The sequence below is a fragment of the Streptomyces sp. NPDC034099 genome, assembly GCF_055575415.1.
Genome location: NZ_JBVISR010000004.1, coordinates 174,130 through 197,558, shown reverse-complemented (window position 1 = coordinate 197,558; position 23,429 = coordinate 174,130). Strand labels below are relative to the sequence as shown.

The 23,429-nt window shown below is 71.5% G+C and carries 21 protein-coding genes; 10 read left to right on the top strand and 11 right to left on the bottom strand.

What is annotated here, in order from left to right:
- Window positions 1-25: 25 nt before the first annotated feature.
- On the bottom strand, window positions 26-1,423 hold the full coding sequence (gene bagB / locus ACZ56V_RS13330) for an ATPase BagB (protein WP_468942004.1): 1,398 nt from the start codon (window positions 1,421-1,423) through the stop codon (window positions 26-28).
- The gene (gene bagA / locus ACZ56V_RS13325) at window positions 1,420-2,397 is read right to left on the bottom strand and encodes an ATPase BagA (RefSeq protein WP_356363438.1); all 978 of its coding nucleotides are present in this window, start codon (window positions 2,395-2,397) and stop codon (window positions 1,420-1,422) included. The genes bagB and bagA overlap by 4 nt, the downstream gene beginning before the upstream one ends.
- A 129-nt stretch (window positions 2,398-2,526) precedes the next feature.
- On the opposite strand from bagA, the gene ACZ56V_RS13320 reads away from it, so the two are divergent.
- The 5 genes from ACZ56V_RS13320 (at window position 2,527) to ACZ56V_RS13300 (ending at window position 6,144) form a co-directional block, all read left to right on the top strand.
- Window positions 2,527-2,688, top strand: coding sequence for a DUF4177 domain-containing protein (locus tag ACZ56V_RS13320; protein WP_003975360.1), 162 nt, complete (start codon window positions 2,527-2,529; stop codon window positions 2,686-2,688).
- Entirely contained in the window at window positions 2,685-3,152 is a 468-nt protein-coding gene (locus ACZ56V_RS13315) for a RidA family protein (RefSeq protein ID WP_104634494.1), read from the top strand. Before ACZ56V_RS13320 ends, ACZ56V_RS13315 begins: the two co-directional genes overlap by 4 nt.
- A gap of 165 nt (window positions 3,153-3,317) precedes the next feature.
- Complete coding sequence (locus ACZ56V_RS13310) at window positions 3,318-4,334, top strand: alpha/beta fold hydrolase (RefSeq protein WP_468942000.1); 1,017 nt, start codon at window positions 3,318-3,320, stop codon at window positions 4,332-4,334.
- 59 nt (window positions 4,335-4,393) lie between these two features.
- Window positions 4,394-5,305, top strand: coding sequence for an NUDIX hydrolase (locus ACZ56V_RS13305; protein WP_467379003.1), 912 nt, complete (start codon window positions 4,394-4,396; stop codon window positions 5,303-5,305).
- Window positions 5,302-6,144: an MBL fold metallo-hydrolase gene (locus ACZ56V_RS13300; RefSeq protein WP_468941996.1), complete on the top strand. Its 843-nt coding sequence runs from the start codon at window positions 5,302-5,304 to the stop codon at window positions 6,142-6,144. The genes ACZ56V_RS13305 and ACZ56V_RS13300 overlap by 4 nt, the downstream gene beginning before the upstream one ends.
- 6 nt (window positions 6,145-6,150) lie before the next feature.
- Here ACZ56V_RS13300 and ACZ56V_RS13295 read toward each other — a convergent pair whose 3' ends face one another.
- Window positions 6,151-6,825, bottom strand: a complete 675-nt coding sequence (locus ACZ56V_RS13295) for a Crp/Fnr family transcriptional regulator (protein ID WP_003975365.1) — start codon at window positions 6,823-6,825, stop codon at window positions 6,151-6,153.
- Between the two features lie 369 nt (window positions 6,826-7,194).
- On the opposite strand from ACZ56V_RS13295, the gene nth reads away from it, so the two are divergent.
- Genes nth through ACZ56V_RS13280 form a run of 3 tightly spaced genes read left to right on the top strand, consistent with a single transcriptional unit; the run spans window position 7,195 to window position 10,261 of the window.
- Window positions 7,195-8,232, top strand: a complete 1,038-nt coding sequence (nth, locus tag ACZ56V_RS13290) for an endonuclease III (RefSeq protein ID WP_468941993.1) — start codon at window positions 7,195-7,197, stop codon at window positions 8,230-8,232.
- A 52-nt stretch (window positions 8,233-8,284) separates the two neighbouring features.
- Window positions 8,285-9,016 carry an NUDIX hydrolase gene (locus tag ACZ56V_RS13285; RefSeq protein ID WP_398911705.1) on the top strand — a complete coding sequence of 244 codons (732 nt, stop codon included), beginning with the start codon at window positions 8,285-8,287 and terminating at the stop codon, window positions 9,014-9,016.
- Between the two features lie 45 nt (window positions 9,017-9,061).
- Complete coding sequence (locus tag ACZ56V_RS13280) at window positions 9,062-10,261, top strand: MarP family serine protease (protein ID WP_104634499.1); 1,200 nt, start codon at window positions 9,062-9,064, stop codon at window positions 10,259-10,261.
- 39 nt (window positions 10,262-10,300) lie between these two features.
- Here ACZ56V_RS13280 and ACZ56V_RS13275 read toward each other — a convergent pair whose 3' ends face one another.
- The 6 genes from ACZ56V_RS13275 to ACZ56V_RS13250 all read right to left on the bottom strand — a co-directional run bounded on the left by ACZ56V_RS13275 (window position 10,301) and on the right by ACZ56V_RS13250 (window position 18,428).
- A complete protein-coding gene (locus ACZ56V_RS13275; protein ID WP_104634500.1) occupies window positions 10,301-10,486 on the bottom strand; it encodes a hypothetical protein in 186 nt (61 codons plus the stop codon).
- 138 nt (window positions 10,487-10,624) lie between these two features.
- A complete protein-coding gene (locus ACZ56V_RS13270) occupies window positions 10,625-11,599 on the bottom strand; it encodes an alpha/beta fold hydrolase (protein WP_398911706.1) in 975 nt (324 codons plus the stop codon).
- Window positions 11,596-12,084: a phage holin family protein gene (locus tag ACZ56V_RS13265; RefSeq protein WP_104634514.1), complete on the bottom strand. Its 489-nt coding sequence runs from the start codon at window positions 12,082-12,084 to the stop codon at window positions 11,596-11,598. The genes ACZ56V_RS13270 and ACZ56V_RS13265 overlap by 4 nt, the downstream gene beginning before the upstream one ends.
- Window positions 12,085-12,148: 64 nt before the next feature.
- Window positions 12,149-13,573 (bottom strand): Na+/H+ antiporter NhaA, encoded by a 1,425-nt coding sequence (nhaA, locus tag ACZ56V_RS13260; protein WP_468941988.1) that lies wholly within the window; start codon window positions 13,571-13,573, stop codon window positions 12,149-12,151.
- A gap of 176 nt (window positions 13,574-13,749) precedes the next feature.
- Complete coding sequence (acs, locus tag ACZ56V_RS13255; protein WP_398911708.1) at window positions 13,750-15,705, bottom strand: acetate--CoA ligase; 1,956 nt, start codon at window positions 15,703-15,705, stop codon at window positions 13,750-13,752.
- A gap of 272 nt (window positions 15,706-15,977) precedes the next feature.
- The gene (locus ACZ56V_RS13250) at window positions 15,978-18,428 is read right to left on the bottom strand and encodes a SulP family inorganic anion transporter (protein ID WP_468941985.1); all 2,451 of its coding nucleotides are present in this window, start codon (window positions 18,426-18,428) and stop codon (window positions 15,978-15,980) included.
- A gap of 255 nt (window positions 18,429-18,683) precedes the next feature.
- Between ACZ56V_RS13250 and ACZ56V_RS13245 the strand changes: the two genes are divergently transcribed.
- On the top strand, window positions 18,684-19,979 hold the full coding sequence (locus ACZ56V_RS13245; protein ID WP_468941983.1) for a polysaccharide deacetylase family protein: 1,296 nt from the start codon (window positions 18,684-18,686) through the stop codon (window positions 19,977-19,979).
- Between the two features lie 51 nt (window positions 19,980-20,030).
- On the opposite strand, the gene ACZ56V_RS13240 is transcribed toward ACZ56V_RS13245, so the two are convergent.
- Complete coding sequence (locus tag ACZ56V_RS13240; protein WP_468941981.1) at window positions 20,031-21,011, bottom strand: ATP-binding protein; 981 nt, start codon at window positions 21,009-21,011, stop codon at window positions 20,031-20,033.
- Between the two features lie 111 nt (window positions 21,012-21,122).
- Here ACZ56V_RS13240 and ACZ56V_RS13235 point away from each other — a divergent pair, with 111 nt between their 5' ends.
- Window positions 21,123-21,947 (top strand): Fic family protein, encoded by an 825-nt coding sequence (locus tag ACZ56V_RS13235; protein WP_468941978.1) that lies wholly within the window; start codon window positions 21,123-21,125, stop codon window positions 21,945-21,947.
- A 355-nt stretch (window positions 21,948-22,302) separates the two neighbouring features.
- Here ACZ56V_RS13235 and ACZ56V_RS13230 read toward each other — a convergent pair whose 3' ends face one another.
- Entirely contained in the window at window positions 22,303-23,160 is an 858-nt protein-coding gene (locus ACZ56V_RS13230) for an HAD family hydrolase (RefSeq protein ID WP_467379010.1), read from the bottom strand.
- Window positions 23,161-23,429 lie beyond the last annotated feature (269 nt).

Here is a 23,429-nt window from a genome sequence, read left to right as displayed (position 1 = left end):
AGGGCCCATGGGCCCGAGGGCTGGATCAGGCGCCCGGCTCGGGCAGCTCGGGCCGGCCGGCAGCCAGGCGTGCCCCGATGTCCCGCAGCCCTGCCAGGTCGTGCACGTCGCCGGGCAGCGCGGCCACCTCGGTGACCGCCACCTCGGGATGACGCGCGGTGAAGCGGTCACGTGTGCGCTGCTCGCGGGCGAGCAGGTGCATGCGCTCGGCGTGCAGTCGCAGCAGACCGGCGGCGAGGGTGTCGACGGACCGCTCCGGCGCGTCGGGAGCCTCGGAGGCGGTGTCGGTGACCTCCGAAGAGGTGTCGGGGGTCTCGGGAGAGGCGTCGGAGGCCGAGTCGTCGGGGACGGAGTCGGCCGGTCCTGAACTGCCGTGCGGATCGGGAGAGTTGCCGGGAGAGGTACGAAGTCCAGCTTTCCCGCCGTCCTGATCCACAATGCGGGGATCCTCAAGATTTTCCGCGGCGGCGAGTGCCCGCTCGGCCGACAGCCGTTCGGCACCGCTGCCGTGGACCCGGTTGAGCACCAGACCGGCCAGCGGCATGTCCTCGGCGGCCAGCCGCTCCACGAAGTACGCGGCCTCGCGCAGTGCGTCCCGCTCCGGGGCCGCGACCACCAGGAACGCCGTCCCGGACGCCTGGAGCAGCTTGTACGTCGCGTCCGCGCGGGTACGGAACCCGCCGAACATCGAGTCCATCGCGGCCACGAAGGTCTGCACGTCCTTCAGGAACGACCCGCCCAGCACCTTCCCCAGGACGCCCGTCATCATCGACATGCCGACGTTCAGGAACTTCATGCCCGCCCGGCCGCCGACCTTTGCCGGGGCCAGCAGGACGCGGATCAGCTTGCCGTCCAGGAAGGAACCGAGGCGCTTCGGGGCGTCCAGGAAGTCCAGCGCCGAGCGGGACGGCGGCGTGTCGACGACGATGAGGTCCCACTCGTCCTTCGCCCGCAGCTGCCCCAGCTTCTCCATCGCCATGTACTCCTGCGTGCCCGCGAAGCCGGCCGACAGCGACTGGTAGAAGGGGTTGCCCAGGATCGCCGCCGCCCGTTCGGGGTCCGCGTGGGACTCGACGATCTCGTCGAAGGTCCGCTTCATGTCGAGCATCATGGCGTGCAGCTCACCGCCCGCCGAGTCGTCGACGCCCTTCACCCGGCGCGGGGTGTTGTCGAGGGAGTCGATGCCCATGGACTGCGCGAGCCGCCGGGCCGGGTCGATGGTGAGGACGACCACCTTGCGGCCGCGCTCGGCCGCGCGCAGGCCCAGTGCCGCCGCCGTGGTCGTCTTGCCGACCCCGCCCGAACCGCAGCACACCACGATGCGGCTCCGCGGGTCCTCCAGCAGACGGTCGACGTCGAGCACGCGCGCGGGGGCCAGGCGGCGCGCGCCCTCCTGGTGGCGGGCCGGGTCGTCCGGACTCATGCGATCCCCTGCTTCCGCAGCTCGGTGGCCAGTTCGTACAGGCCCGCCAGGTCCATGCCCTCCGCGAGCAGCGGCAGTTCGTGCGTCGGCAGGCCCAGCTCGGCGAGGACCGCCCGCTGCTCCTGCTCCAGCGCGTACCGCTCGGCGTACTCCCCGGCCTGGGCCAGGAGCGGGTCCACCAGCCGCTCGGCGTGCCCGCCCCGCCGCGCCCCGCCGAGCCCCGCCCCGGCCAGCGACCGGGCCAGCGCCGTACGCGGTGTCTCCCGTACGAGCTCCAGGTCGGTGGCGTCCAGGGTCTGGGGCCGGACCATGTTGACGACGACCCGGCCCACCGGGAGCCGCGCCGTCCGCAGCTCGGCGATGCCGTCCACGGTCTCCTGGACCGGCATCTCCTCCAGCAGCGTCACCAGGTGCACGGCGGTCTCCCGCGACTTCAGCACCCGCATCACGGCCTGTGCCTGATTGTGTATGGGGCCGACCTTCGCGAGCCCGGCCACCTCGTCGTTGACGTTGAGGAAGCGCGTGATGCGGCCGGTCGGCGGGGCGTCCATGACGACGTAGTCGTACACGAACCGTCCCTTTTTGTCCTTGCGCCGGACCGCCTCGCACGCCTTGCCGGTCAGCAGGACGTCCCTGACCCCCGGCGCGATGGTCGTCGCGAAGTCGATCGCGCCGAGCTTCTTCAGGGCCCGTCCGGCGCTGCCCAGCTTGTAGAACATCTGGAGGTAGTCCAGCAGGGCCAGTTCGGCGTCGATGGCGAGGGCGTACACCTCCCCGCCCCCGGGAGCGACGGCGATCTTCCGCTCCTCATAAGGCAGCGCCTCCGTTTCGAAGAGCTGCGCGATGCCCTGGCGGCCCTCGACCTCGACGAGAAGCGCGCGCTTCCCCTCGGTGGCCAGGGCCAACGCGAGGGCCGCGGCCACCGTCGTCTTACCGGTACCGCCCTTGCCGCTGACGACCTGGAGCCTGCTCACGTATTCGAGCGTAACCAGTCCGCGCGCCGAGTACGCCGGAGGCTGTGGACAACGTCGCCGCGGCCGCCGCGCCGAGGGGCCCGGACAGCGGCTGCGGAGGTGCCCCGGCCAACGGCTAGAGTCGGCCGCATGACCAAGTGGGAATACGCAACCGTGCCGCTGCTCGTCCATGCCACGAAGCAGATTCTGGACACCTGGGGCGAGGACGGCTGGGAGCTCGTCCAGGTCGTTCCCGGGCCGAACAACCCCGAGCAGCTCGTCGCCTACCTCAAGCGGGAGAAGCAGGCATGAGCGCCGTCGAGGCGAAGCTCGCCGAGCTGGGTCTGACGCTGCCCGAGGTCGTCCCGCCGCTGGCCGCCTACCAGCCGGCCGTGCAGTCCGGCCCGTACGTCTACACCTCCGGCCAGCTGCCGATGCTGGGCGGCAAGCTTCCGGTCACCGGCAAGGTCGGCGCCGAGGTCACCCCGGACGAGGCCAAGGAACTGGCCCGCACCTGCGCGCTGAACGCCCTGGCCGCCGTGAAGTCCGTCGCCGGTGACCTCGACCGCGTCGCGCGCGTCGTCAAGGTCGTCGGCTTCGTCGCCTCCGCGACCGACTTCACCGGGCAGCCCGGCGTGATCAACGGCGCCAGCGAACTCCTCGGCGAGGTCCTGGGCGACAAGGGCGTGCACGCCCGCAGCGCGGTCGGCGTGGCGGTCCTCCCGCTGGACGCACCGGTGGAGGTCGAGATCCAGGTGGAGCTCGTCCAGCCGTAGCGGACGCCGGGTGCGGTGCGCGTTGCCAGGCCGGCAACAAAGCTCGCACCCGCCGCTCCGACCTCGCAGGATCGGTTCCATGCCCCGCACGGGGCGGGAGCCGGCCCCGGTCGGTGGTCCCGGCCCGTACCGGGGCCGTAACGACCGTATGCGCCAGGAGGAACCATGCCGCAGCCGCCCGTGACCGACCAGCAGGCCGACCAGCCCGTCCACCGCATGGTGCCCTCACCCGCCGGCCGGATCCATCTGGTGGAGCAGGGCAGCGGGCCGCTGGTCCTGCTCGTGCACGGTTTCCCGGAGTCCTGGTACTCCTGGCGCCACCAGCTGTCCGCGCTGGCCGCCGCCGGGTTCCGCGCCGTCGCCCTCGACGTGCGCGGTTACGGGCGCTCCTCGCGGCCGGACGCCGTCGAGGCGTACCGGATGCTCGACCTGGTCGCGGACAACGTCGCCGTGGTGGAGGCCCTGGGTGAACGTTCCGCCGTGGTCGTCGGCCACGACTGGGGCGCGAACATCGCCGCCCACTCCGCGCTGCTGCGGCCGGACGTCTTCCGCGCGGTGGGCCTGCTGAGCGTGCCGTACACCCCGCCCGGCGGCCCGAAACCCAGCGAGGTCTTCGCCGGCATGAGCGACCCGGCCGGGCCCTTCGGCGGGCAGGAGTTCTACGTCTCCTACTTCCAGGAGCCCGGCCGTGCCGAGGCCGAGATCGAGCCGGACGTACGCGGCTGGCTCGCCGGCCTCTACGCCGCGCTGTCCGCCGACACCATGCCCGGTCCGGAGGAGCCCGACCCGCACTTCGTCGCCTCCGGCGGCAGGATGCGCGACCGGTTCCCGGCCGGGCGGCTGCCCTCCTGGCTGACCGAGGAGGAGCTGGACGTCTACGCCGGGGAGTTCGAGCGGACCGGCCTGACCGGCGCTCTCAACCGCTACCGCAACATGGACCGCGACTGGGCCGACCTGGCCGCCCACGAGGGCGTCCCGATCACCCAGCCGTCGCTGTTCCTCGGCGGCGGCCTGGACGCCTCGACCACCTGGCTGTCCGACGCGATCGAGGCGTATCCGGTCACCCTGCCCGGCCTGCGCGCCTCGCACGTCCTCGACGGCTGCGGCCACTGGCTCCAGCAGGAGCGCCCCGAGGAGACGAACCGGCTGCTCACCGAGTGGCTGACCGGCCTGCCCTCCTGACGCCCACCCGGCCCCGGGGGCCACTCGAACATCCGCCCGTCACCGGATAGCCTCCGGCCATGGCGAATGGTCAGTGGTACCCACCGGAGTGGCCGGACCGCATCCGCGCGCTGGCGGCCGGCACCCTCACCCCGGTCACCCCGAGGCGCGCGGCCACCGTCATGCTCCTCAAGGACACCGGCACCGGGTCGGGACCCGTCGTCCACATGCTGCGCCGCCGCACCTCCATGGCGTTCGCCGGGGGCGCGTACGCCTATCCGGGCGGCGGGGTCGACCCGCGTGACGACGACCGCGCCATCGGCTGGGCGGGCCCCACGCGCGCGTGGTGGGCGGACCGGCTCGGCGTCGACGAGGCGGGCGCCCAGGCGATCGTCTGCGCGGCCGTACGGGAGACGTACGAGGAGGCCGGCGTCCTGCTCGCCGGTCCGACCGGCGACTCGGTGGTCGGCGACACGACGGGCGGGGACTGGGAGGCCGACCGGGCCGCCCTGGTCGACCGTGAGCTGTCCTTCGCGGAGTTCCTGGACCGCAGGGGCCTCGTTCTGCGCTCCGACCTGCTGGGCGCCTGGGCGCGCTGGATCACCCCGGAGTTCGAGTCCCGGCGCTACGACACGTGGTTCTTCGTGGCCGCGCTCCCCCGGGGGCAGCGCACGCGCAACGCGTCCACGGAGGCCGACCGCACCGTGTGGATCTCCCCGGCGGACGCGGCGGCCGGGTACGACAAGGGCGAGCTGCTGATGATGCCGCCCACCGTCGCGACCCTGCGCGGTCTTGCGGAGTGCGGCACGGCGGCCGAGGCGCTGGCGGCGGCTCCCGGCCGCGACATGACACCGGTACTGGCTCGCGCGCGGCTGTCCGGCGACGAGGTCGTCCTCTCGTGGCCGGGACACGACGAGTTCACCAAGCACGTCCCGAGTACGGCGGCGGCACCGGCGACACCTTCCGACCCGACCGGGGGAGCTCCCGCATGACGGACGCAGCAGCACTGCCCGGACAGCCGCGGGGCGGTGTCCTGTCGGGACCGGCCACCGCGCGCGCGGTGAACGTTTTGGCGCCCAACGCCTCGGCGATGACCCTGGACGGAACGAACACCTGGGTCCTCGCCGAACCCGACTCCGACCTGGCCGTCGTCGTCGACCCGGGCCCCCTGGACGACGCCCACCTGCACAACGTCGTCGACACGGCCGAGCGGGCCGGCAAGCGGGTCGCGCTGACGCTGCTGACGCACGGTCACCCGGACCACGCGGAGGGCGCGGCGCGCTTCGCCGAGCTGACCCGCACGAAGGTACGGGCACTGGACCCGGCGCTGCGGCTGGGCGGCGAGGGGCTGGCGGCCGGTGAGGTGATCGGGGTCGGAGGCCTGGAGCTGAGGGTCGTACCGACCCCGGGGCACACGGCGGACTCCCTGTGCTTCCATCTCCCGGCCGACCGGGCGGTCCTGACGGGTGACACCGTCCTGGGGCGCGGCACGACGGTGGTGGCCCACCCCGACGGCCGTCTCGGCGACTACCTGGACTCGCTGCGCAGGCTCAGGTCGCTCACGGCCGACGACGGGGTGCACACGGTGCTCCCGGGGCACGGGCCCGTCCTGGAGGACGCCCAGGGCGTCGTGGAGTACTACCTCGCCCATCGCGCCCACCGCCTCGCCCAGGTCGAGACGGCGGTGGAGGACGGCCACCGCACGCCGGGCGAGGTCGTCGCCCACGTGTACGCGGACGTCGACCGCTCCCTGTGGCCGGCGGCGGAGCTGTCGGTGCGGGCGCAGCTGGAGTACCTGGGCGAGCACGGGCTCATCCAGCTGCCCGACTGAGGCCGGTCAGCGGGAGCGCTTGGCCAGCCGCTCCACGTCCAGCAGGATCACCGCGCGGGCCTCCAGGCGGAGCCAGCCGCGCTGGGCGAAGTCGGCGAGGGCCTTGTTGACCGTCTCGCGGGACGCGCCGACCAGCTGGGCCAGCTCCTCCTGCGTCAGGTCGTGCACCACGTGGATGCCCTCTTCGGACTGCACGCCGAAGCGGCGGGACAGGTCCAGCAGGGCGCGGGCGACGCGGCCGGGGACGTCCGAGAAGACCAGGTCGGACATGGCGTCGTTGGTCTTGCGCAGACGGCGCGCGACGGCGCGCAGCAGCGCGGTGGCCACCTCGGGCCGTACGTTCAGCCAGGGCTGGAGGTCGCCGTGGCCGAGGGCGAGCAGCTTGACCTCGGTCAGCGCGGTGCCGGTCGCCGTGCGCGGGCCCGGGTCGAAGAGCGACAGCTCGCCGATCAGCTCGCTGGGGCCGACGACGGCCAGCATGTTCTCGCGCCCGTCGGGGGACGTGCGGTGGAGCTTGACCTTGCCTTCCGTGACCACGTAGAGGCGGTCTCCGGGGTCCCCCTCGTGGAACAGGGTGTCGCCGCGGGCGAGGGTCACCTCACTCATGGAGGCGCGGAGCTCCGCGGATTGCTCGTCGTCGAGCGCCGCGAAGAGCGGGTTGCGCCGCAGAACGTCGTCCACGAGTTCTCTCCTTGTCGACCGGCTCAGAGGATCTTGTTCCCCCGGTGTACCAGGGGTCCGTGGTGCCCATTTTGCCGGACAGTCCAAACAGTGTGATCTGTCACAAGGATGCCGCACTGATGTCCTGGGGTACGCGGCAGGGGTCCAATTGGACGCCGATCTTCGAGGTCCGGGGCGGATGTCGGTGCCGGGTCGTAGGCTGGCCGGGTGTCCAAATCGCCGGTGAGAGCACAGGCCTAGGGGGCTGCGCGGGTGAGTGCAGGTCGCGATTCCGCTGTGGGCGAACAGGGTCCCGATGGCGGTAGGAAAACGGCGAAAGCGACAAGGAAGGCAGCGCCTGCCAAGAGGGTGACTGCGGAGAAGGGTGCCGTGAAGAAGAGCGCCGCGAGCGAGGAGTCCGCCGCGACCGAGAAGAGCGCCGGGAGCGAGAAGACCCCCGCGAAGAAGATCCCCGCGAAGAAGGCCACTGCGGCCAAGAAGACCTCCGCGGGCAAGAAGGCGAGCCCCACGAAGAAGGCCGCGCCCCTCAAGAGGCAGGCGCCCGCCAAGAAGCCCGTCGTCGTCCCGAAGAAGGCCACCGCCGCCGTCAAGGGCGTCGCCCCGGCGAAGACCGTCGCGCCGAAACCGCCGCGCGGCGAGTCGCGCACCGCGCTGGTCCGCCGCGCCCGCCGTATCGACCGCGAGCTCGCCGAGGTCTACCCGTACGCCCACCCGGAGCTGGACTTCGAGAACCCGTTCCAGCTGGTCGTGGCCACGGTGCTGTCCGCCCAGACCACCGACCTCAGGGTCAACCAGACGACGCCCGCCCTGTTCGCCAAGTACCCCACCCCCGAGGACCTGGCCGCCGCCGTCCCCGAGGAGGTCGAGGAGATCCTGCGCCCGACCGGCTTCTTCCGGGCCAAGACCAAGTCGGTCATAGGGCTGTCCAAGGCCCTGACGGAGGACTTCGGGGGCGAGGTCCCCGGCCGCCTCGAAGACCTCGTCAAGCTGCCCGGCGTCGGCCGCAAGACCGCCTTCGTCGTGCTCGGCAACGCCTTCGGCCGCCCCGGCATCACCGTGGACACGCATTTCCAGCGCCTGGTGCGCCGCTGGCGGTGGACCGAGGAGACCGACCCGGACAAGATCGAGGCCGCCGTCGGCGCGCTCTTCCCGAAGAGCGACTGGACCGACCTCTCCCACCACGTGATCTGGCACGGCCGCCGCATCTGCCACGCCCGCAAGCCCGCCTGCGGCGCCTGCCCGATCGCCCCGCTGTGCCCGGCGTACGGCGAGGGCGAGACGGACCCGGAGAAGGCGAAGAAGCTGCTGAAGTACGAGAAGGGCGGCTTCCCGGGGCAGCGGCTGAAGCCCCCGCAGGCCTACCTGGACGCGGGCGGGAAGCCGGCACCGCCGCTGGGGGCCGGGTGACGGAACGATCTCGGGGGCTTCGGGCGTTGGAGTCGGCAGGACGGGGGTGGAGATGACACGGGCGAGCGACACGCAGGGCGCCGCGAGGGGTCACGCCGGGAGCGTGATGCTCAGCAAGGAGGGGCTGCCCGGCTGGCTGGACCCGGTGGTGCGGGCCGTCGAGACGGTCCGGCCCACCCAGCTGAGCCGGTTCCTGCCGCCGGCGGACGGCGCGGGCCGCCAGTCCGCCGTCCTGATCCTGTTCGGCGACGGCACCCGCGAGGGCGAGGGCGGCCGCGGCCCGGAGCTGCTGCTCATGGAGCGGGCCGGCTCCCTGCGCTCCCACCCCGGCCAGCCCGCCTTCCCGGGCGGTGCCCTCGACCCCGAGGACGGCGATCCGCGCGGTGACGGCCCGCTGCGGGCCGCCCTGCGCGAGGCCGAGGAGGAGACCGGGCTCGACCCGGCCGGCGTCCAGCTCTTCGGGGCCCTGCCCAAGCTCTACATCCCGGTCAGCGGCTTCGTCGTCACCCCGGTGCTGGCCTGGTGGCGCGAGCCCACCCCGGTCGGCGTCGTCGACCCTGCCGAGACCGCGCGCGTCTTCACGGTCCCCGTGGCGGATCTCACGGACCCCGCCAACCGGGTGACGACCATCCACCCCAGCGGTCACCGAGGCCCGGCATTCCTGGTCGAATCGGCGCTCGTGTGGGGCTTCACCGCCGGCATCATCGACCGGTTGCTGCACTTCGCGGGCTGGGAGCGGCCGTGGGACCGGGAGAAGCAGGTCCCGCTGGACTGGCGCGCATGACAGGGTGGCCTGCGTACCGCAGACGACAAGACGAGGCCTGAATCGGTGAACGTGCTGGACATCCTGTTGCTGCTGGCCGCCGTCTGGTTCGCGATCGTCGGCTTCCGCCAGGGCTTCGTCGTCGGCATCCTGTCGGTGATCGGCTTCCTCGGTGGCGGTCTCGTCGCCGTCTACCTGCTCCCGGTGATCTGGGACGCGCTGACGGACAACGCGGAGGTGAGCACCACCGCCGCCGTCGTCGCGGTCGTGGTCGTCATCGTGTGCGCCTCCGTCGGGCAGGCCCTGACGACCCATCTGGGCAACAAGCTGCGCCGCTACATCACCTGGTCCCCGGCCCGCGCCCTGGACGCCACCGGCGGCGCCCTGGTCAACGTCGTCGCCATGCTCCTGGTCGCCTGGCTGCTCGGCTCCGCCCTGGCGCGGACCACGATGCCGACGGTCGGCAAGGAGGTGCGGCAGTCCACGGTGCTGGCGGGGGTGCAGCAGGTGCTGCCCGCCGGTGCCGACAACTGGTTCGACAGCTTCACCTCGGTCCTCGACAAGAACGGCTTCCCGCAGGTCTTCAGCCCGTTCTCCAACGAGTCGATCCCCGACACGCTGCCGCCGGACCCGACCCTGGCGAACAGCCCGGTCGCCGCAGGCGCCAAGCGCTCCATCGTCAAGGTCATGGGCACCGCCCCCGACTGCGGCAAGGTCCTGGAGGGCACCGGCTTCGTCTTCGCCGACCGCCGCGTCATGACCAACGCCCACGTCGTGGGCGGCGTCGACGAACCCACCGTGCAGATAGGCGGCGAGGGCCGGAAGTACGACGCGACGGTCGTCCTCTACGACTGGGAGCGCGACATCGCCGTCCTGGACGTGCCGGAACTGGACGCGCCCGCCCTCCGGTTCGCCGACGAGGACGCGGAGGGCGACGACGGCGCCATCGTCGCGGGCTTCCCGGAGAACGGGGCGTACGACGTCCGTGCCGCGCGGGTGCGCGGGCGCATCACGGCCAACGGACCGGACATCTACCACCGCGACACCGTCCGCCGGGACGTCTACTCGCTGTACGCGACCGTCCGTCAGGGCAACTCGGGCGGCCCGCTGCTGACGCCCGAGGGCGAGGTGTACGGCGTGGTCTTCGCCAAGTCCCTGGACGACCCCGACACCGGGTACGCGCTCACCGCGGACGAGATCCGCGAGGACATCAGCAAGGGCCGCACCGCAAGTCAGCAGGTGGACAGCGACAGCTGCGCGCTCTAGGCCCGCGCCCCCCATGTCGGGGGGCGTCGGGGCGGTGTCTCAGGTCCGCGGATGGCGCAGGCGTACGGAGACCCAGCGGGCTCGGCGGCGCAGGATGCGCGGAATGCCCACGCGAAGGTCCGCACCCGCGAGTTGCGGGGTGCCGCCAGGTCGGTGGGTACTGCTCACGCCGCTCGTGGAGCGGCCGTCGCGTGCTACGTCACTGTAGTCGTGCGTCCAGCCCATACCGGGACGTGTGCCCCCGCCCCAAGGTCGATAACCGCTTCTGGTGCGCCCAATTGGCCTATGCGTCGGGCAAGTGGCCGTTCGTAGGACAGGCGTTCCGGTTCGGATACCGGGTGCGTCCGTTCGGTGACCGATCGCTCACCGATCCGGCTCGGGATCCTTCAGCCAGTTGATCAGTTCGGTGGAGAAAGCGACTGGATCCTCTTCGTGCGGGAAGTGCCCGAGCCCGTCGAACAGCCGCCAGCGGTACGGCGCTTCGACGTACTGCCCGGACCCGGCGGCGCTCCGCGTCCGCATCACGGGGTCCAGGGAGCCGTGCAGGTGCAGGGTCGGCACGCGCACCGGCCGCTTCATCCGGCGGTAGAACTGGATGCCGTCCGGCCGGGCCAGGGAGCGCACCAGCCAGCGGTACGGCTCGACCGAGCAGTGCGCCGTGGAGGGGATGCACATGGCGCGCCGGTACGCCGTCACCGCCTCGTCGTCGAGGAGCCGCGGCCCGGACCAGTCGTGGAGCAGTCGGCCGACCAGCGCGCCGTCGTCCGCGGTCAGTTGACGCTCCGGCACCCAGGGGCGCTGGAAGCCCCAGATGTAGGAGCCCGCCCGGCTCTGGCGGACGTCCCCGAGCATGGCCGAGCGCCAGCGCCGGGGGTGCGGCATCGAGGACACCGCGAGCCGACGCACGAGCTTGGGCCGCATCGCTGCGGCCGTCCAGGCCAGGTAGCCGCCGAGGTCGTGACCGACCAGCGCGGCGTCCGGCTCGCCGAGGGAGCGGACCACTCCGGTGATGTCGAGGGCGAGGCCCGCGGGGTCGTAGCCGCGCGGGGTGCGGTCGCTGCCGCCGACGCCGCGCAGGTCCATGGCGACCGCGCGGAAACCGGCGTCGGCGAGCGCCACCAGCTGGTGCCGCCAGGTCCACCAGAACTGCGGGAAACCGTGCAGCAGCAGCACCAGCGGTCCGTCGCCCAGCTCGGCGATGTGGAAGCGGGCGCCGTTGGCCGCGACGTCCCGGTGGGTCACCTCGGGCCCGTCCGGGATGCCGAGGCGCACGACCGAGGTGGGGTTGGGGTGCTGCGGCGAGGGGGATTGCCCCGAAGGGGTGCTGGAGCCCGTCATGAGGTCGAGCGTGCCACAGCCTCGATCGCTTCGGGGGACCGGTCCGCGGGCAGTTCCGGGCGCGGGTGCGGCTTGGCGTTCTGGAGCACGCCCGCCGACTGCTTCACGGAGGCGGCGACCTTCTGCGGGCCGCGGCCCTTCTTGGCCTTCTTCGCGAAGACGATGCCGATCAGCGCGAGGAGGCCCGCGATCAGGACGTTGGCCGCGAAGGAGAGCAGGAAGCAGACCGCGAGGTTCCAGTGGCTCCAGGTCCTGATGCCGTAGGCCAGCGCGAAGCTCAGCATCGGCAGCGAGAACACCAGGAGCAGGCCCGCGGCGGAGAACGCGCCTCCGCTCGTCGCTCCGCGCTTGACGTCCTGCTTCAGCTGCGCCTTCGCCAGCGCGATCTCGTCGTGCACGAGCGCCGACATTTCGGTGGTCGCCGAGGCGAACAGCTGGCCGATGCTGCGTTCGGTGCCGACCGGGCTGCCGTCGGGTGCGCTCATCGCGGTCTCCCTCTTCTGCTGGCTCGTCTGAGTACGGTTCCGTCTTTTGTACCGTCTCGTCAGATCATGCCGGACGGTCGTCCTCATCGCCTGCCCCGCCCGCCACTTCGGCAAGCCGCGCCGACTCCATCTCCTCGGCGATCCGGCGGTGCTCGGCGGCCTTCCTCTCGTACACGGCGGCCACCCGCAGGTGGTACGCGGGGTCGTCCTCCTCGTAGATGTCCGGTACGCCGCTGAGGTCGTCGTCGCGCTCCTCCTCCGCGACCATCCCCCGGTATTTCGCGTTCCGTATCTTCAGCAGCACCGTCGCCAGGGCCGCCGCGATGAGTGAGCCGGTCAGGACGGCGGCCTTGACCTGGTCGGTCATCGCCGCGTCGCCCTCGAAGGCCAGCTCGCCGATGAGCAGCGAGACGGTGAACCCGATGCCGGCCAGGGTCGCCACCGCGAACACGTCCGCCCACTGGAGGTCGTCGCTGAGCGAGGCCCGGGTGAAGCGGGAGGTCAGCCAGGTGCCGAAGAAGATGCCCAGCGTCTTGCCGACGACCAGCCCGAGCACGACACCGAGGGTCTCCGGCTTGGTGAACACGTCCGCCAGCGCCCCGCCGGAGATGGCCACCCCCGCGCTGAACAACGCGAACAGCGGAACCGCCAGGCCCGCCGACAGCGGGCGCACCAGGTGCTCGATGCGCTCGCCCGGGGAGTGGTCCTCGCCGTCGCGCCGGTGGCAGCGCAGCATCAGGCCCATCGCGACGCCGGCGATGGTGGCGTGGACGCCGCTGTTGTACATCAGGGCCCAGATCACCAGGCCGAGCGGGACGTACACGTACCAGCCGCGCACCCCCTTGCGCAGCAGCAGCCAGAAGACGACGAGGCCGACGAGCGCGCCGCCCAGCGCGGCGAAGTTCAGGGTGTCGGTGAAGAAGACCGCGATGATCAGGATGGCGAACAGGTCGTCGACGACGGCGAGCGTCAGCAGGAAGGCGCGCAGGGCGCTCGGCAGCGAGGTGCCGATGACGGCGAGCACGGCGAGCGCGAAGGCGATGTCGGTGGCGGTCGGCACGGCCCAGCCGGACAGGGAGCCGCCGCCCGCGGTGTTGGTGACGGTGTAGACGAGCGCCGGTACGACCATGCCGCACAGCGCCGCCACCACCGGGAGCGCGGCGGCCTTGGGGTCCTTCAGGTCACCGGCGACGAGTTCGCGTTTGAGTTCGATGCCGGCGACGAAGAAGAAGATCGCCAGGAGGCCGTCGGCGGCCCAGTGCGCGACTGACAGGTCGAGGCCGAGCGCCGCGGGGCCGAAGTGGAAGTGGCTGACGCTCTCGTAGCTGTCGTGCAGCGCCGGTATGTTCGCCCACACCAGGGCGGCGATCGCGGCGACGAGCAGCAGGACGCCGCCGACGGTCTCGGTGCGCAGCGCGTCCGCGAGGTAGGTGCGCTCCGGCAGGGACAGCCGTCCGAAGGCATTGCGGGGGGTGCGGGGCGCGGTCACGAGGAGAACCTCCGGTGGGTGGGCAGCACGGAACACATGCCGACCAGACTTCCCGGCGCACCATGAGGATCTTGATTATTCTCTTACGTCCGTCCAGCTTACCCGTGCCCCGGGTGCCGCACAGGGCGAGGGCACCCGGCGCGCGTCCGGCGCCGGGTGCCCTCGGGGTGCGTGGCTCAGTCCTCGCTGGGCGCCGCCGGGAGCTTCGACTGGATGAGGTCCATGACCGTCGAGTCCGTCAGGGTCGTGACGTCCCCGAGCTGCCGGTTCTCCGCGACGTCGCGCAGCAGGCGTCGCATGATCTTGCCGGAGCGGGTCTTGGGCAGCTCCGCCACCGGCAGGATCCGCTTGGGCTTGGCGATCGGGCCGAGCGTGGCACCGACGTGGTTGCGCAGCTCGGTGACCAGGTCCTCGCTCTCCGCGGCCGTGCCGCGCAGGATGACGAAGGCGACGATGGCCTGGCCGGTGGTCTCGTCCGCCGCGCCGACCACGGCCGCCTCGGCGACCGACGGGTGGGAGACGAGGGCCGACTCGACCTCGGTGGTGGAGATGTTGTGGCCGGAGACGAGCATCACGTCGTCGACGCGGCCCAGCAGCCAGATGTCGCCGTCGTCGTCCTTCTTGGCGCCGTCGCCCGCGAAGTACTTGCCCTCGAAACGCGACCAGTACGTGTCGATGAACCGCTGGTCGTCGCCCCAGATGGTGCGCAGCATCGACGGCCACGGCTCGGTCAGGACCAGGTAGCCGCCGCCCCCGTTCGGCACCTCGTTGGCCTCGTCGTCGACGACGGTCGCGGAGATGCCGGGCAGCGCGCGCTGGGCGGAGCCCGGCTTGGCCTCCGTGACGCCCGGCAGCGGTGTGATCATCATCGAGCCGGTCTCGGTCTGCCACCAGGTGTCGACGACCGGGGTCGCGTCCGCGCCGATGTTCTTGCGGTACCAGATCCATGCCTCGGGGTTGATCGGCTCGCCGACCGAGCCGAGGACGCGCAGGGAGGACAGGTCGAACTTCGCGGGGATGTCGTCGCCCCACTTCATGAACGTCCGGATCGCCGTCGGCGCCGTGTACAGGATCGTCACGCCGTACTTCTGCACGATCTCCCAGAACCGGCCCTGGTGCGGGGTGTCCGGGGTGCCCTCGTACATGACCTGCGTCGCGCCGTTGGCGAGCGGGCCGTAGACGATGTAGGAGTGCCCGGTGACCCAGCCGACGTCGGCGGTGCACCAGAACACGTCGGTCTCCGGCTTGAGGTCGAAGACCGCCCAGTGCGTGTACGCCGTCTGCGTGAGGTAGCCGCCGGAGGTGTGCAGGATGCCCTTGGGCTTACCGGTCGTGCCGGACGTGTACAGGATGAACAGCGGGTGCTCGGCGTCGAACGCCTCGGGCGTGTGCTCGGCGGACTGCCGGTCGACGGTCTCGTGCCACCACTTGTCCCGGGAGCCGTCCCAGGCGACGTCCTGGCCGGTGCGGCGGACGACGAGCACGTGCTCGACGATCCCGGCGCGCTCGACGGCCTCGTCGACGGCCGGCTTGAGCGCGGACGGCTTGCCGCGCCGGTAGCCGCCGTCGGCGGTGATGACGACGCGGGCGTCGGCGTCCTGGATGCGGGTGGCCAGCGCGTCCGAGGAGAAGCCGCCGAAGACGACCGAGTGCGCGGCGCCGATGCGGGCGCAGGCCAGCATCGCGATCGCCGTCTCGGGGATCATCGGCATGTAGATCGCGACGCGGTCGCCCTTCTGCACACCCAGCTCCAGCAGGGCGTTGGCGGCCCTGGAGACCTCGTCCTTGAGCTGGGCGTAGGTGAGGGCGCGGCTGTCGCCGGGCTCGCCCTCGAAGTGGATGGCGACGCGGTCGCCGTTGCCGGCCTCCACGTGCCGGTCGACGCAGTTGTAGGCGACGTTCAGCGTGCCGTCCTTGAACCACTTGGCGAACGGCGGGTTCGACCAGTCGAGCGTCTCGGTCGGCTCCTTCGCCCAGGTCAGTCGGCGGGCCTGCTCGGCCCAGAAGCCGAGCCTGTCAGCCTTGGCCTGTTCGTACGCCTCCGCCGTGACGTTGGCGTTCGCGGCCAGGTCGGCGGGGGGTGCGAACCTGCGTTCTTCCTTGAGCAGGTTGGCCAAGGATTCGTTGCTCACGACATCTCCCTTTCTCAGGGTTGTCCGTTGTGTCCCAGGCCACAGCTCATCAGACCCGGGGGGCCGATGACAAGGGTCGACGGGCAAATGGTTTAGACCTGTTCCAGGTCGCCGCCTGCCGCCGCGCCGCCTTCGTGGTCCGTGGTCACCCCTACCCACGGCAGCCGACGACGCGGGGTTCAGTGTGTGTAACGCCTCTCACACCGGTCCGCGCCGCGGCTCGCCGGGACCGCACCCGGCCGGAGGGGTCGGAAGGTCGGACGGTCTGGAGGTCAGCCGGTCGGGTTCGGCTCCCGCACGAGCTCGAAGACGTCGCCGTCCGCGTCCTCGGACAGCAGGTACGACTGCGCCTCGCCGACGTGGAAGTACATGCCGTGCAGCTCCAGGTCTCCGGCGTCCAGTGCCCGGGCCACCGACTCGTGGGCGCGCAGGTGCTCCAGCTGCTGGACCACGTTGGCCAGGCACAGCCGCTCGGCGGCGTCGGCGGGCGCGCGTCCGGCCAGCCGGGGCCGGGCGCGGTCGTCCCCGCCTGTGTCGGCGGGCGCACGTTCCAGGCTCGGCACTCCGTGCCGCAGCCATCGCTGGAGGGGGGTGCGCGCGCCCCCGGGGGCGGCGCCGAGCAGCGCCTGCATCGCCCCGCACCCGGAGTGTCCGCACACCGTGATGGACCGCACCTTCAGCACGTCCACCGCGTACTCGATCGCGGCGGCCACCGAGTCGTCGCCGCTCTCCTCGCCGGGCAGCGGTACGAAGTTGCCGACGTTGCGCACCACGAAGAGGTCGCCGGGGCCGCTGGAGGTGATCATCGATGTGACCACCCGCGAGTCGGCGCAGGTCAGGAACAGCTGGGAGGGCTGCTGTCCTTCCCGGGCCAGCCGGGCCAGCTCGCGGCGCATCGGCGGGGCAACGTTGCGGTGGAACGCGCTGATGCCACGGGCGAGTTCGTGTCCGGGGGGTCCGTCGGGTGCGCCGGGTGCACGGGATGCGCCGGTGGCACCGCGGGCGTCCGGGCCGGTCGTGGTGCCGGAGGACCCGTCGGGGGCCCTGCCGGTGGATCTGCCCGTGGTGGCCTGCCGGTCCGCGCCGGACGCCGGTGCCGTCGGTGGGTGTTCGCACTGGTGGTTGCGCCAGGGTGTCCAGGGGCGGCAGCGGCAGCCGTCCACCTCGGCCGGTTCGGAGATGCGGGTGCCAGGCCGGCGGCCGGTGATGTCCACGGAGCCGCCGTGCGCGGTGTGCGTCTTCTGCCAGTCCTGGAGCGTCTCGTACGCCGCGTGGTCCATGAAGGACCCGTCCAGCTCGACGACCGCGTCCGCCCCGTGGGGCACTTGGTGCAGGATCCGGCTGAGCCGAGGCACGGCGAGGAAGGTCAACTGCCCCCGTACGTGTACGTGGTGGACTCCCTCCATGTCGTCGTGGGTGATCCGGGTGCGGGTGAGGCGGTGCAGGGCGACGCCCACGGCGACGGCGATGCCGAGCGCGACGCCCTCCAGGACGCCGAGGAACACCACGCCGCAGGTGGTGACCGCGTAGACCAGCACCTCGCGGTGGCGGGTCACCGTACGAATGTGGTTCAGCGACACCATCTTGAGGCCGACGGCCATGACCAGGGCGGCGAGCGAGGCGAGCGGGATGAGCTCCAGGGCCGGGACCATCAGCAGCGCGGCGATCACTACGAGAACGCCGTGCAGCATCGTGGAGTTCCGGCTGACGGCACCCGCCGCGACGTTCGCGGAACTGCGCACGGCCACACCGGCGATGGGCAGCCCCCCGAGCGATCCGGAGACGATGTTGGCGGCGCCCTGGCCTAGCAGTTCGCGGTCGAGGTCGGAACGCTTGACGCGGCCGGTGAGCGAGGGCCGGGCGGCGACCAGCTTGTCCACGGCGACCGCGCCGAGCAGGGACTGCACACTGCACACCAGCGTGGTGGTGAGGACGGCGGCGACGAGACCGAGCACCGGTCCTTCGGGCAGCGAGGCCAGGGCGTGGCTGCTCCAGGACGGCAGGTCGACCTTGGGCAGGCGGAGTCCGGTGAGGGCGGCGACCGCGGTGGCACCGGCGACGGCGATCAGGGCGGCGGGCAGCTTGCCCAGGATCTCACCGGCCCGGCCGGGGACGCGGGGCCAGAGCAGCAGGAGGGTCAGGGTCAGCACGCTCACGGCCAGGTCGGCGGGGTGGAGGCCGGCCAACTGTGCCGGCAGTGCGACCAGGTTGTCCGGTACGGAGCTCTGCGGGGTACCGCCGAGGACGATGTGCAGCTGTGCGACGGCGATGGTGACGCCGATGCCGGCGAGCATGCCGTGCACGATGGCGGGGCTCACGGCGAGCGCCGAACGCGCCACGCGCAGGCAGCCGAGCCCCAGTTGGGCGACCCCGGCGAGGACGGTGATGGCACAGGTCGTACGCCAGCCGTAGCGCTGGATGAGGTCGGCGGTGACGACGGTGAGTCCGGCGGCGGGGCCGCTGACCTGGAGCGGGCAGCCACCGATGCGTCCGGCGACGATTCCGCCCACCGCGGCGGCGACGAGGCCGGCCTGGAGGGGGGCGCCGGTGGCGAGGGCGATGCCCAGGGAGAGGGGCAGGGCGATCAGGAACACCGCGATGGCGGCCGAGACGTCGGCGCCCGCGACGCGGAAGCGCCGGGGGCCGCCGGGCGGCGGGCTGTGGGGCGGGTGGACGTGCTTGGTCCGGGCCGAATCGGCGCGGGCGGGGACGCAGGCTGACATTTTCCCGTCTCCTGAGGGTCCGTTCGATTACAGCGAGTAAATGAAGAGTAATTCAGAGTAAAGAAGAGGCATAGGTTTTTAGCGCGAATGGAGTAACGCCCCGCGCATTCGAGTGGATCGGTTATTTCATCGGCTTGTCGTACTAATTCCTTCTCATTTCCGTGTCACCTTGACGGCGCTGACGGCACGGCCCGGCTCAGCACCCGACATCGCCTAGTCGGCGTTGGCCCGAGAGAAGGAAGAAGGTGGGCGGACATGGCCGCCACCCGCAGGATGGCCTCCCACAGGATGGCCGCGCGCGCCGTGGTCGCCGCGATCTGCGCCGCGTCGCTCGCCGGTTGCGCGATCGACAACGGCACCGGTTCCGGCGAGGGGACTCAAGGTCCGGAGAAGGAGAAGGGGAAAGCGGCACCGGCGCCCAAGAACGCGGTCCGGCTGATCGGTGACGGTTCCACCGCGTACACCGGGGCCCAGCCGCACCTGCCCCGGCCCGAACGCCTCAAGCCGGGCCAGAAGCCCCCGCAGTTCGTGGTGTTCTCGTGGGACGGCGCGGGTGAGGACAGCCAGAAACTGTTCTCCCACTTCCGCGAAGTGGCCAAGGAGAACAACGCCACGATGACGTACTTCCTGAGCGGCGTGTACATGCTGCCGACCGAGAAGCGGGACCTGTACAGCCCTCCCCAGCACTCCCCGGGCCGCTCCGACATCGGCTTCAACGACGAGCAGGGCATCGCCGACACCGTGAAGCAGCTGCGACTGGCGTGGCAGGAGGGCAACGAGATCGGCACCCACTTCAACGGGCACTTCTGCGGCGCCGGCGGCGGCGTCGGGGAATGGTCCGTCGAGGAGTGGAAGGAGGAGATCAGCCAGGCCAAGCAGTTCGTGAAGACCTGGAAGACCAACACCGGGATGAAGAACGCGGCGCCCCTGCCCTTCGACTACGACAAGGAGCTGATCGGTGCCCGCACCCCGTGCCTGGAGGGCCAGAAGAACTTCATGAAGGCCGCGAGCCAGATGGGCTTCCGCTACGACAGCAGCGGGGTGAACAACCAGGTCTGGCCGTCGAAGAAGGAGGGTCTGTGGGACCTGTCGATGCAGCTCGTGCCGTTCCCCGGCCACTCGTACGAGCAGCTCACCATGGACTACAACTACATGGTCAACCAGTCGGGCACCGCCACCCAGGGCGACCCCGCCAAGCGCGAGTTCTGGGGCGACCAGATGCGTGACAGCCTGCTCAAGGGCTTCGAACGGGCCTACGACGGGAACCGCGCGCCCCTGATCATCGGCAACCACTTCGAGTCCTGGAACGGCGGCACCTACATGCGCGCCGTGGAGGAGGTCGTCGAGACGGTGTGCACCAAGGAGGAGGTGCGCTGCGTCTCCTTCCGGCAACTCGCGGACTGGCTGGACGCCCAGGACCCGAAGGTGCTGAAGAAGCTGCGCACCCTCGGTGTGGGTGAGGCTCCCGAAAAGGGCTGGGCGTCCCTCCTTTCGGCCGCGCCCGCACCGGCGCCGAAGGGCGTGCCCGGGGCGCCGGCCGCCAAGCAGTAGCGCCGGGCCGCCGGGCGCCCCGGAGGGTAGGAGGGCGCGGTGACCCACGGGTCACGCGGGGGCGGCGATCTCCTCGCCGAGGACGAAACCGGGGTCGACCTGCGCGGCCAGGTCGTCCCCGGTGCGCTCGTTGCCCCAACTGGCGGCGTTCTTCAGGTGGAAGTGGACCATCTGCCGGGTGTAGCGCTCCCAGTCCCGCAGCTCGTACGTCGCGTCGACGGCCGTGTGCAGCGCGCGCAGCGCCCGGCCGTTGGCCTCCTCCAGGCGCTCGAACCGGGGCGGGCGGCCCTTCTCCATGGCGCGCACCCAGTCCGAGTGCCCGACGGTGACCAGCAGGTCGTCCCCGACCTGGTCGCGCAGGAAGTCGAGGTCGTCCTGGCCCTGCACCTTGTTGCCGACGACCTTCAGGGTGACGCCGAAGTCGCGGGCGTACTCCTTGTACTGGCGGTAGACGGAGACCCCCTTACGGGTCGGCTCGGCGACGAGGAACGTGATGTCGAAGCGGGTGAACATGCCGGAGGCGAACGAGTCCGAGCCGGCGGTCATGTCCACCACGACGTACTCGTCCCGGCCGTCGACCAGGTGGTTGAGGCACAGCTCCACCGCTCCGGTCTTGGAGTGGTAGCAGGCGACTCCCAGGTCGGCGTCCGTGAAGGGCCCGGTGACCATCAAACGGACGGCCCCGCCGTCGAGTTCCACCGGCCGGGCGCAGGCGTCGTAAACCGGGTTGTCCTCGCGCACCCGCAGCAGACGCGAGCCCTCGCCGGGCGGGGTCGTCTTGATCATCTTCTCGGCGGAGGCGATCCGCGGATTGCTGCCGCGCAGATGGTCCTTGATCAGCGGGAGGTGCTCGCCCATCGCGGGCAGCCCGGCCGCCTCCGCGTCGTCGAGGCCCAGCGCGGCCCCCAGGTGCTGGTTGATGTCGGCGTCGATCGCGACGACGGGTGCGCCGGTGGCGGCGAGATGGCGGACGAACAGGGAGGACAGGGTGGTCTTGCCGCTGCCGCCCTTCCCGACGAAAGCAATTTTCATGTTCACCAAGGGTAGTGGCTCGATAGCTGTAGGTGGCATGCGAGGCGGGTGAGGGGTGAAGAAGACCACTCGTTCGTGGGGTGCGGCGCCGGGTTGCGTAGGGTCTTACTCATGAGTACGACAGGCGCGAACGCCGATCCGCTCGCGGCCCTGGGCGCCCTGCCCGGCGTGGCCGAATCCGTGGAATCCGTACGCAAGGCCGTGGACCGCGTCTACGGCCACCGGGTCATGCGGCGCCGCAGCAACGAGATCACCTCCGAGGCGGCACTGCGCGGCGCCCGGGGCTCGGCGGCGCTGTCCGGGGCGGACTGGGCCCTGGAGGAGGTGCGCCGACGCAGCGACTTCAGCGGCGACGACGACGCGCGCGCGGTGGGCGCCGCGCTGCGACTGACCGCCGAGGCGGGGCAGCTGCTGTCCATCTGGCGCCAGTCGCCGCTGCGGGTGCTGGCCCGGCTGCATCTGGTGGCGGCCGCGGACAAGGCCGACGAGGTGGGGCGCCCCCGCCGGCCGGGCGAGCCGGTGGACGAACCGCTCGTCGAGCTGCCGCTGCCCGACGCCGAGGAGGCGCACGGCCGCCTGGACGGCCTGGCCGCGCTGGTCACGGCCGGCGGTTCGGCACCGGCGCTGGTGACGGCCGCCGTGGTGCACGGGGAACTCCTGGCGCTGCGCCCCTTCGCCTCGCACAACGGACTGGTCGCGCGCGCCGCGGAGCGCATCGTCCTGGTCGGCAGCGGACTGGACCCCAAGTCGGTGTGCCCGGCCGAGGTCGGCCACGCCGAGCTGGGGCGCGCGGCCTACCTCACGGCGCTCGACGGCTACGTCTCCGGAACGCCGGAGGGCATGGCCGCCTGGATCGCGCACTGCGGCCGGGCCGTCGCGCTGGGCGCACGCGAGTCGACGGCGGTCTGCGAGGCTCTCCAGCGCGGGGCGGCATAGGGCGGACGGCGCGCTGTCCGGCGGACGGGACAGACGGGACAGAAATGCGGCGGTACGAGTGCTCGTACCGCCGCTGGCACGACCACCGGGGTACCAAGCGTCCTCGAAATGTGCCCATCAGGTCGGGAACTTCGCCCGTCACCTGGTGCGGCTGGCCCGTAATCGACGGGTCGACGTCGCGTGGGTGCCCGGTGTCCGTGCTCGGTCCGTGGGGCCAAATGCGTGTTGAAGGCGATCCTTTCGGATGTCCTTGGTCTCGCGGGCCGTTGACTCCTTTGTACTACCGGGCCCCAGTAAGCGGAAGTCCTCGCCGCACTTCTTTACTTTTACGCTCATACGCGTGTGAAAGGGGCGGTCAGGCGGCCGTGGACCGCCGGCGGCTCGCGTACCAGACGAGGCCCGCGGTGGCCGCCGCGGCGCCTATCGCGGCGGCGGCGACGAGCGCGGGCCGCGGCGGCACGGAGAACCCCCCGATCCGCTGTTTGAGCCGCACCGGGCGGTGGAAATCGAGAACCGGCCACTCGCGCGCGAGGGCCTCCCGGCGCAGCGCCCGGTCCGGATTGACCGCGTGGGGGTGGCCGACGGCCTCCAGCATCGGCAGGTCGGTCGCCGAGTCGCTGTAGGCGTAGCAGCGGGACAGGTCGTACCCCTCGGAGGCGGCCAGCTCCCGGATCGCCTCCGCCTTGGTCGGGCCGTACGCGTAGTACTCCACCTCTCCGGTGAAGCAGCCGTCGTCACCCACGATCATGCGGGTCGCCACCACCCGGTCCGCGCCGAGCAGCTCGCCGATCGGCTCGACGACCTCGGCGCCCGACGTGGAGACGATCACCACGTCGCGGCCCGCGGTGTGGTGCTCCTCGATCAGGGAGGCCGCCTCGTCGTAGATGATCGGGTCGATCAGGTCGTGCAGGGTCTCGGCGACCAGCTCCTTGACCAACTGGACGTTCCACCCGCGGCACAGCGCGGAGAGGTACTCGCGCATCCGCTCCATCTGGTCGTGGTCGGCACCGCCGGCGAGGAAGACGAACTGGGCATATGCGGTACGCAACACAGCCCTGCGGTTGATCAGCCCGCCTTGGTAGAACGACTTGCTGAACGTGAGCGTGCTCGACTTCGCAATGACCGTCTTGTCCAGGTCAAAGAAGGCCGCCGTGCGGGGCGTGGAGTGAGGCGCGGAGTGGGGCAAGGAGTGGTTTTCCACAACCCTGAGCATAGGCGCAGCCCATTCGGCGTAAGCTGGGGCGCGTGGGTTTGCCTGAGAAGGCTCTCGGGTACACCATGGAAGTCACGGATCGTTCGCGACCGTGCTAACCCGGTCCGACTCCTCCCCCCCCGAGTCGGCCGTGGAGACGACCCCCGCTCTCCCCCCCGGCGGGGGTCGTCGCATGTCCGGGTGGGTTTTCTCGCTCTTTCCATGATCTGGGCCCCGCGCCGTGCCGGCGCGGGGCCCAGGTTCTGTCGCGGCCTCATTCGACTACAGAG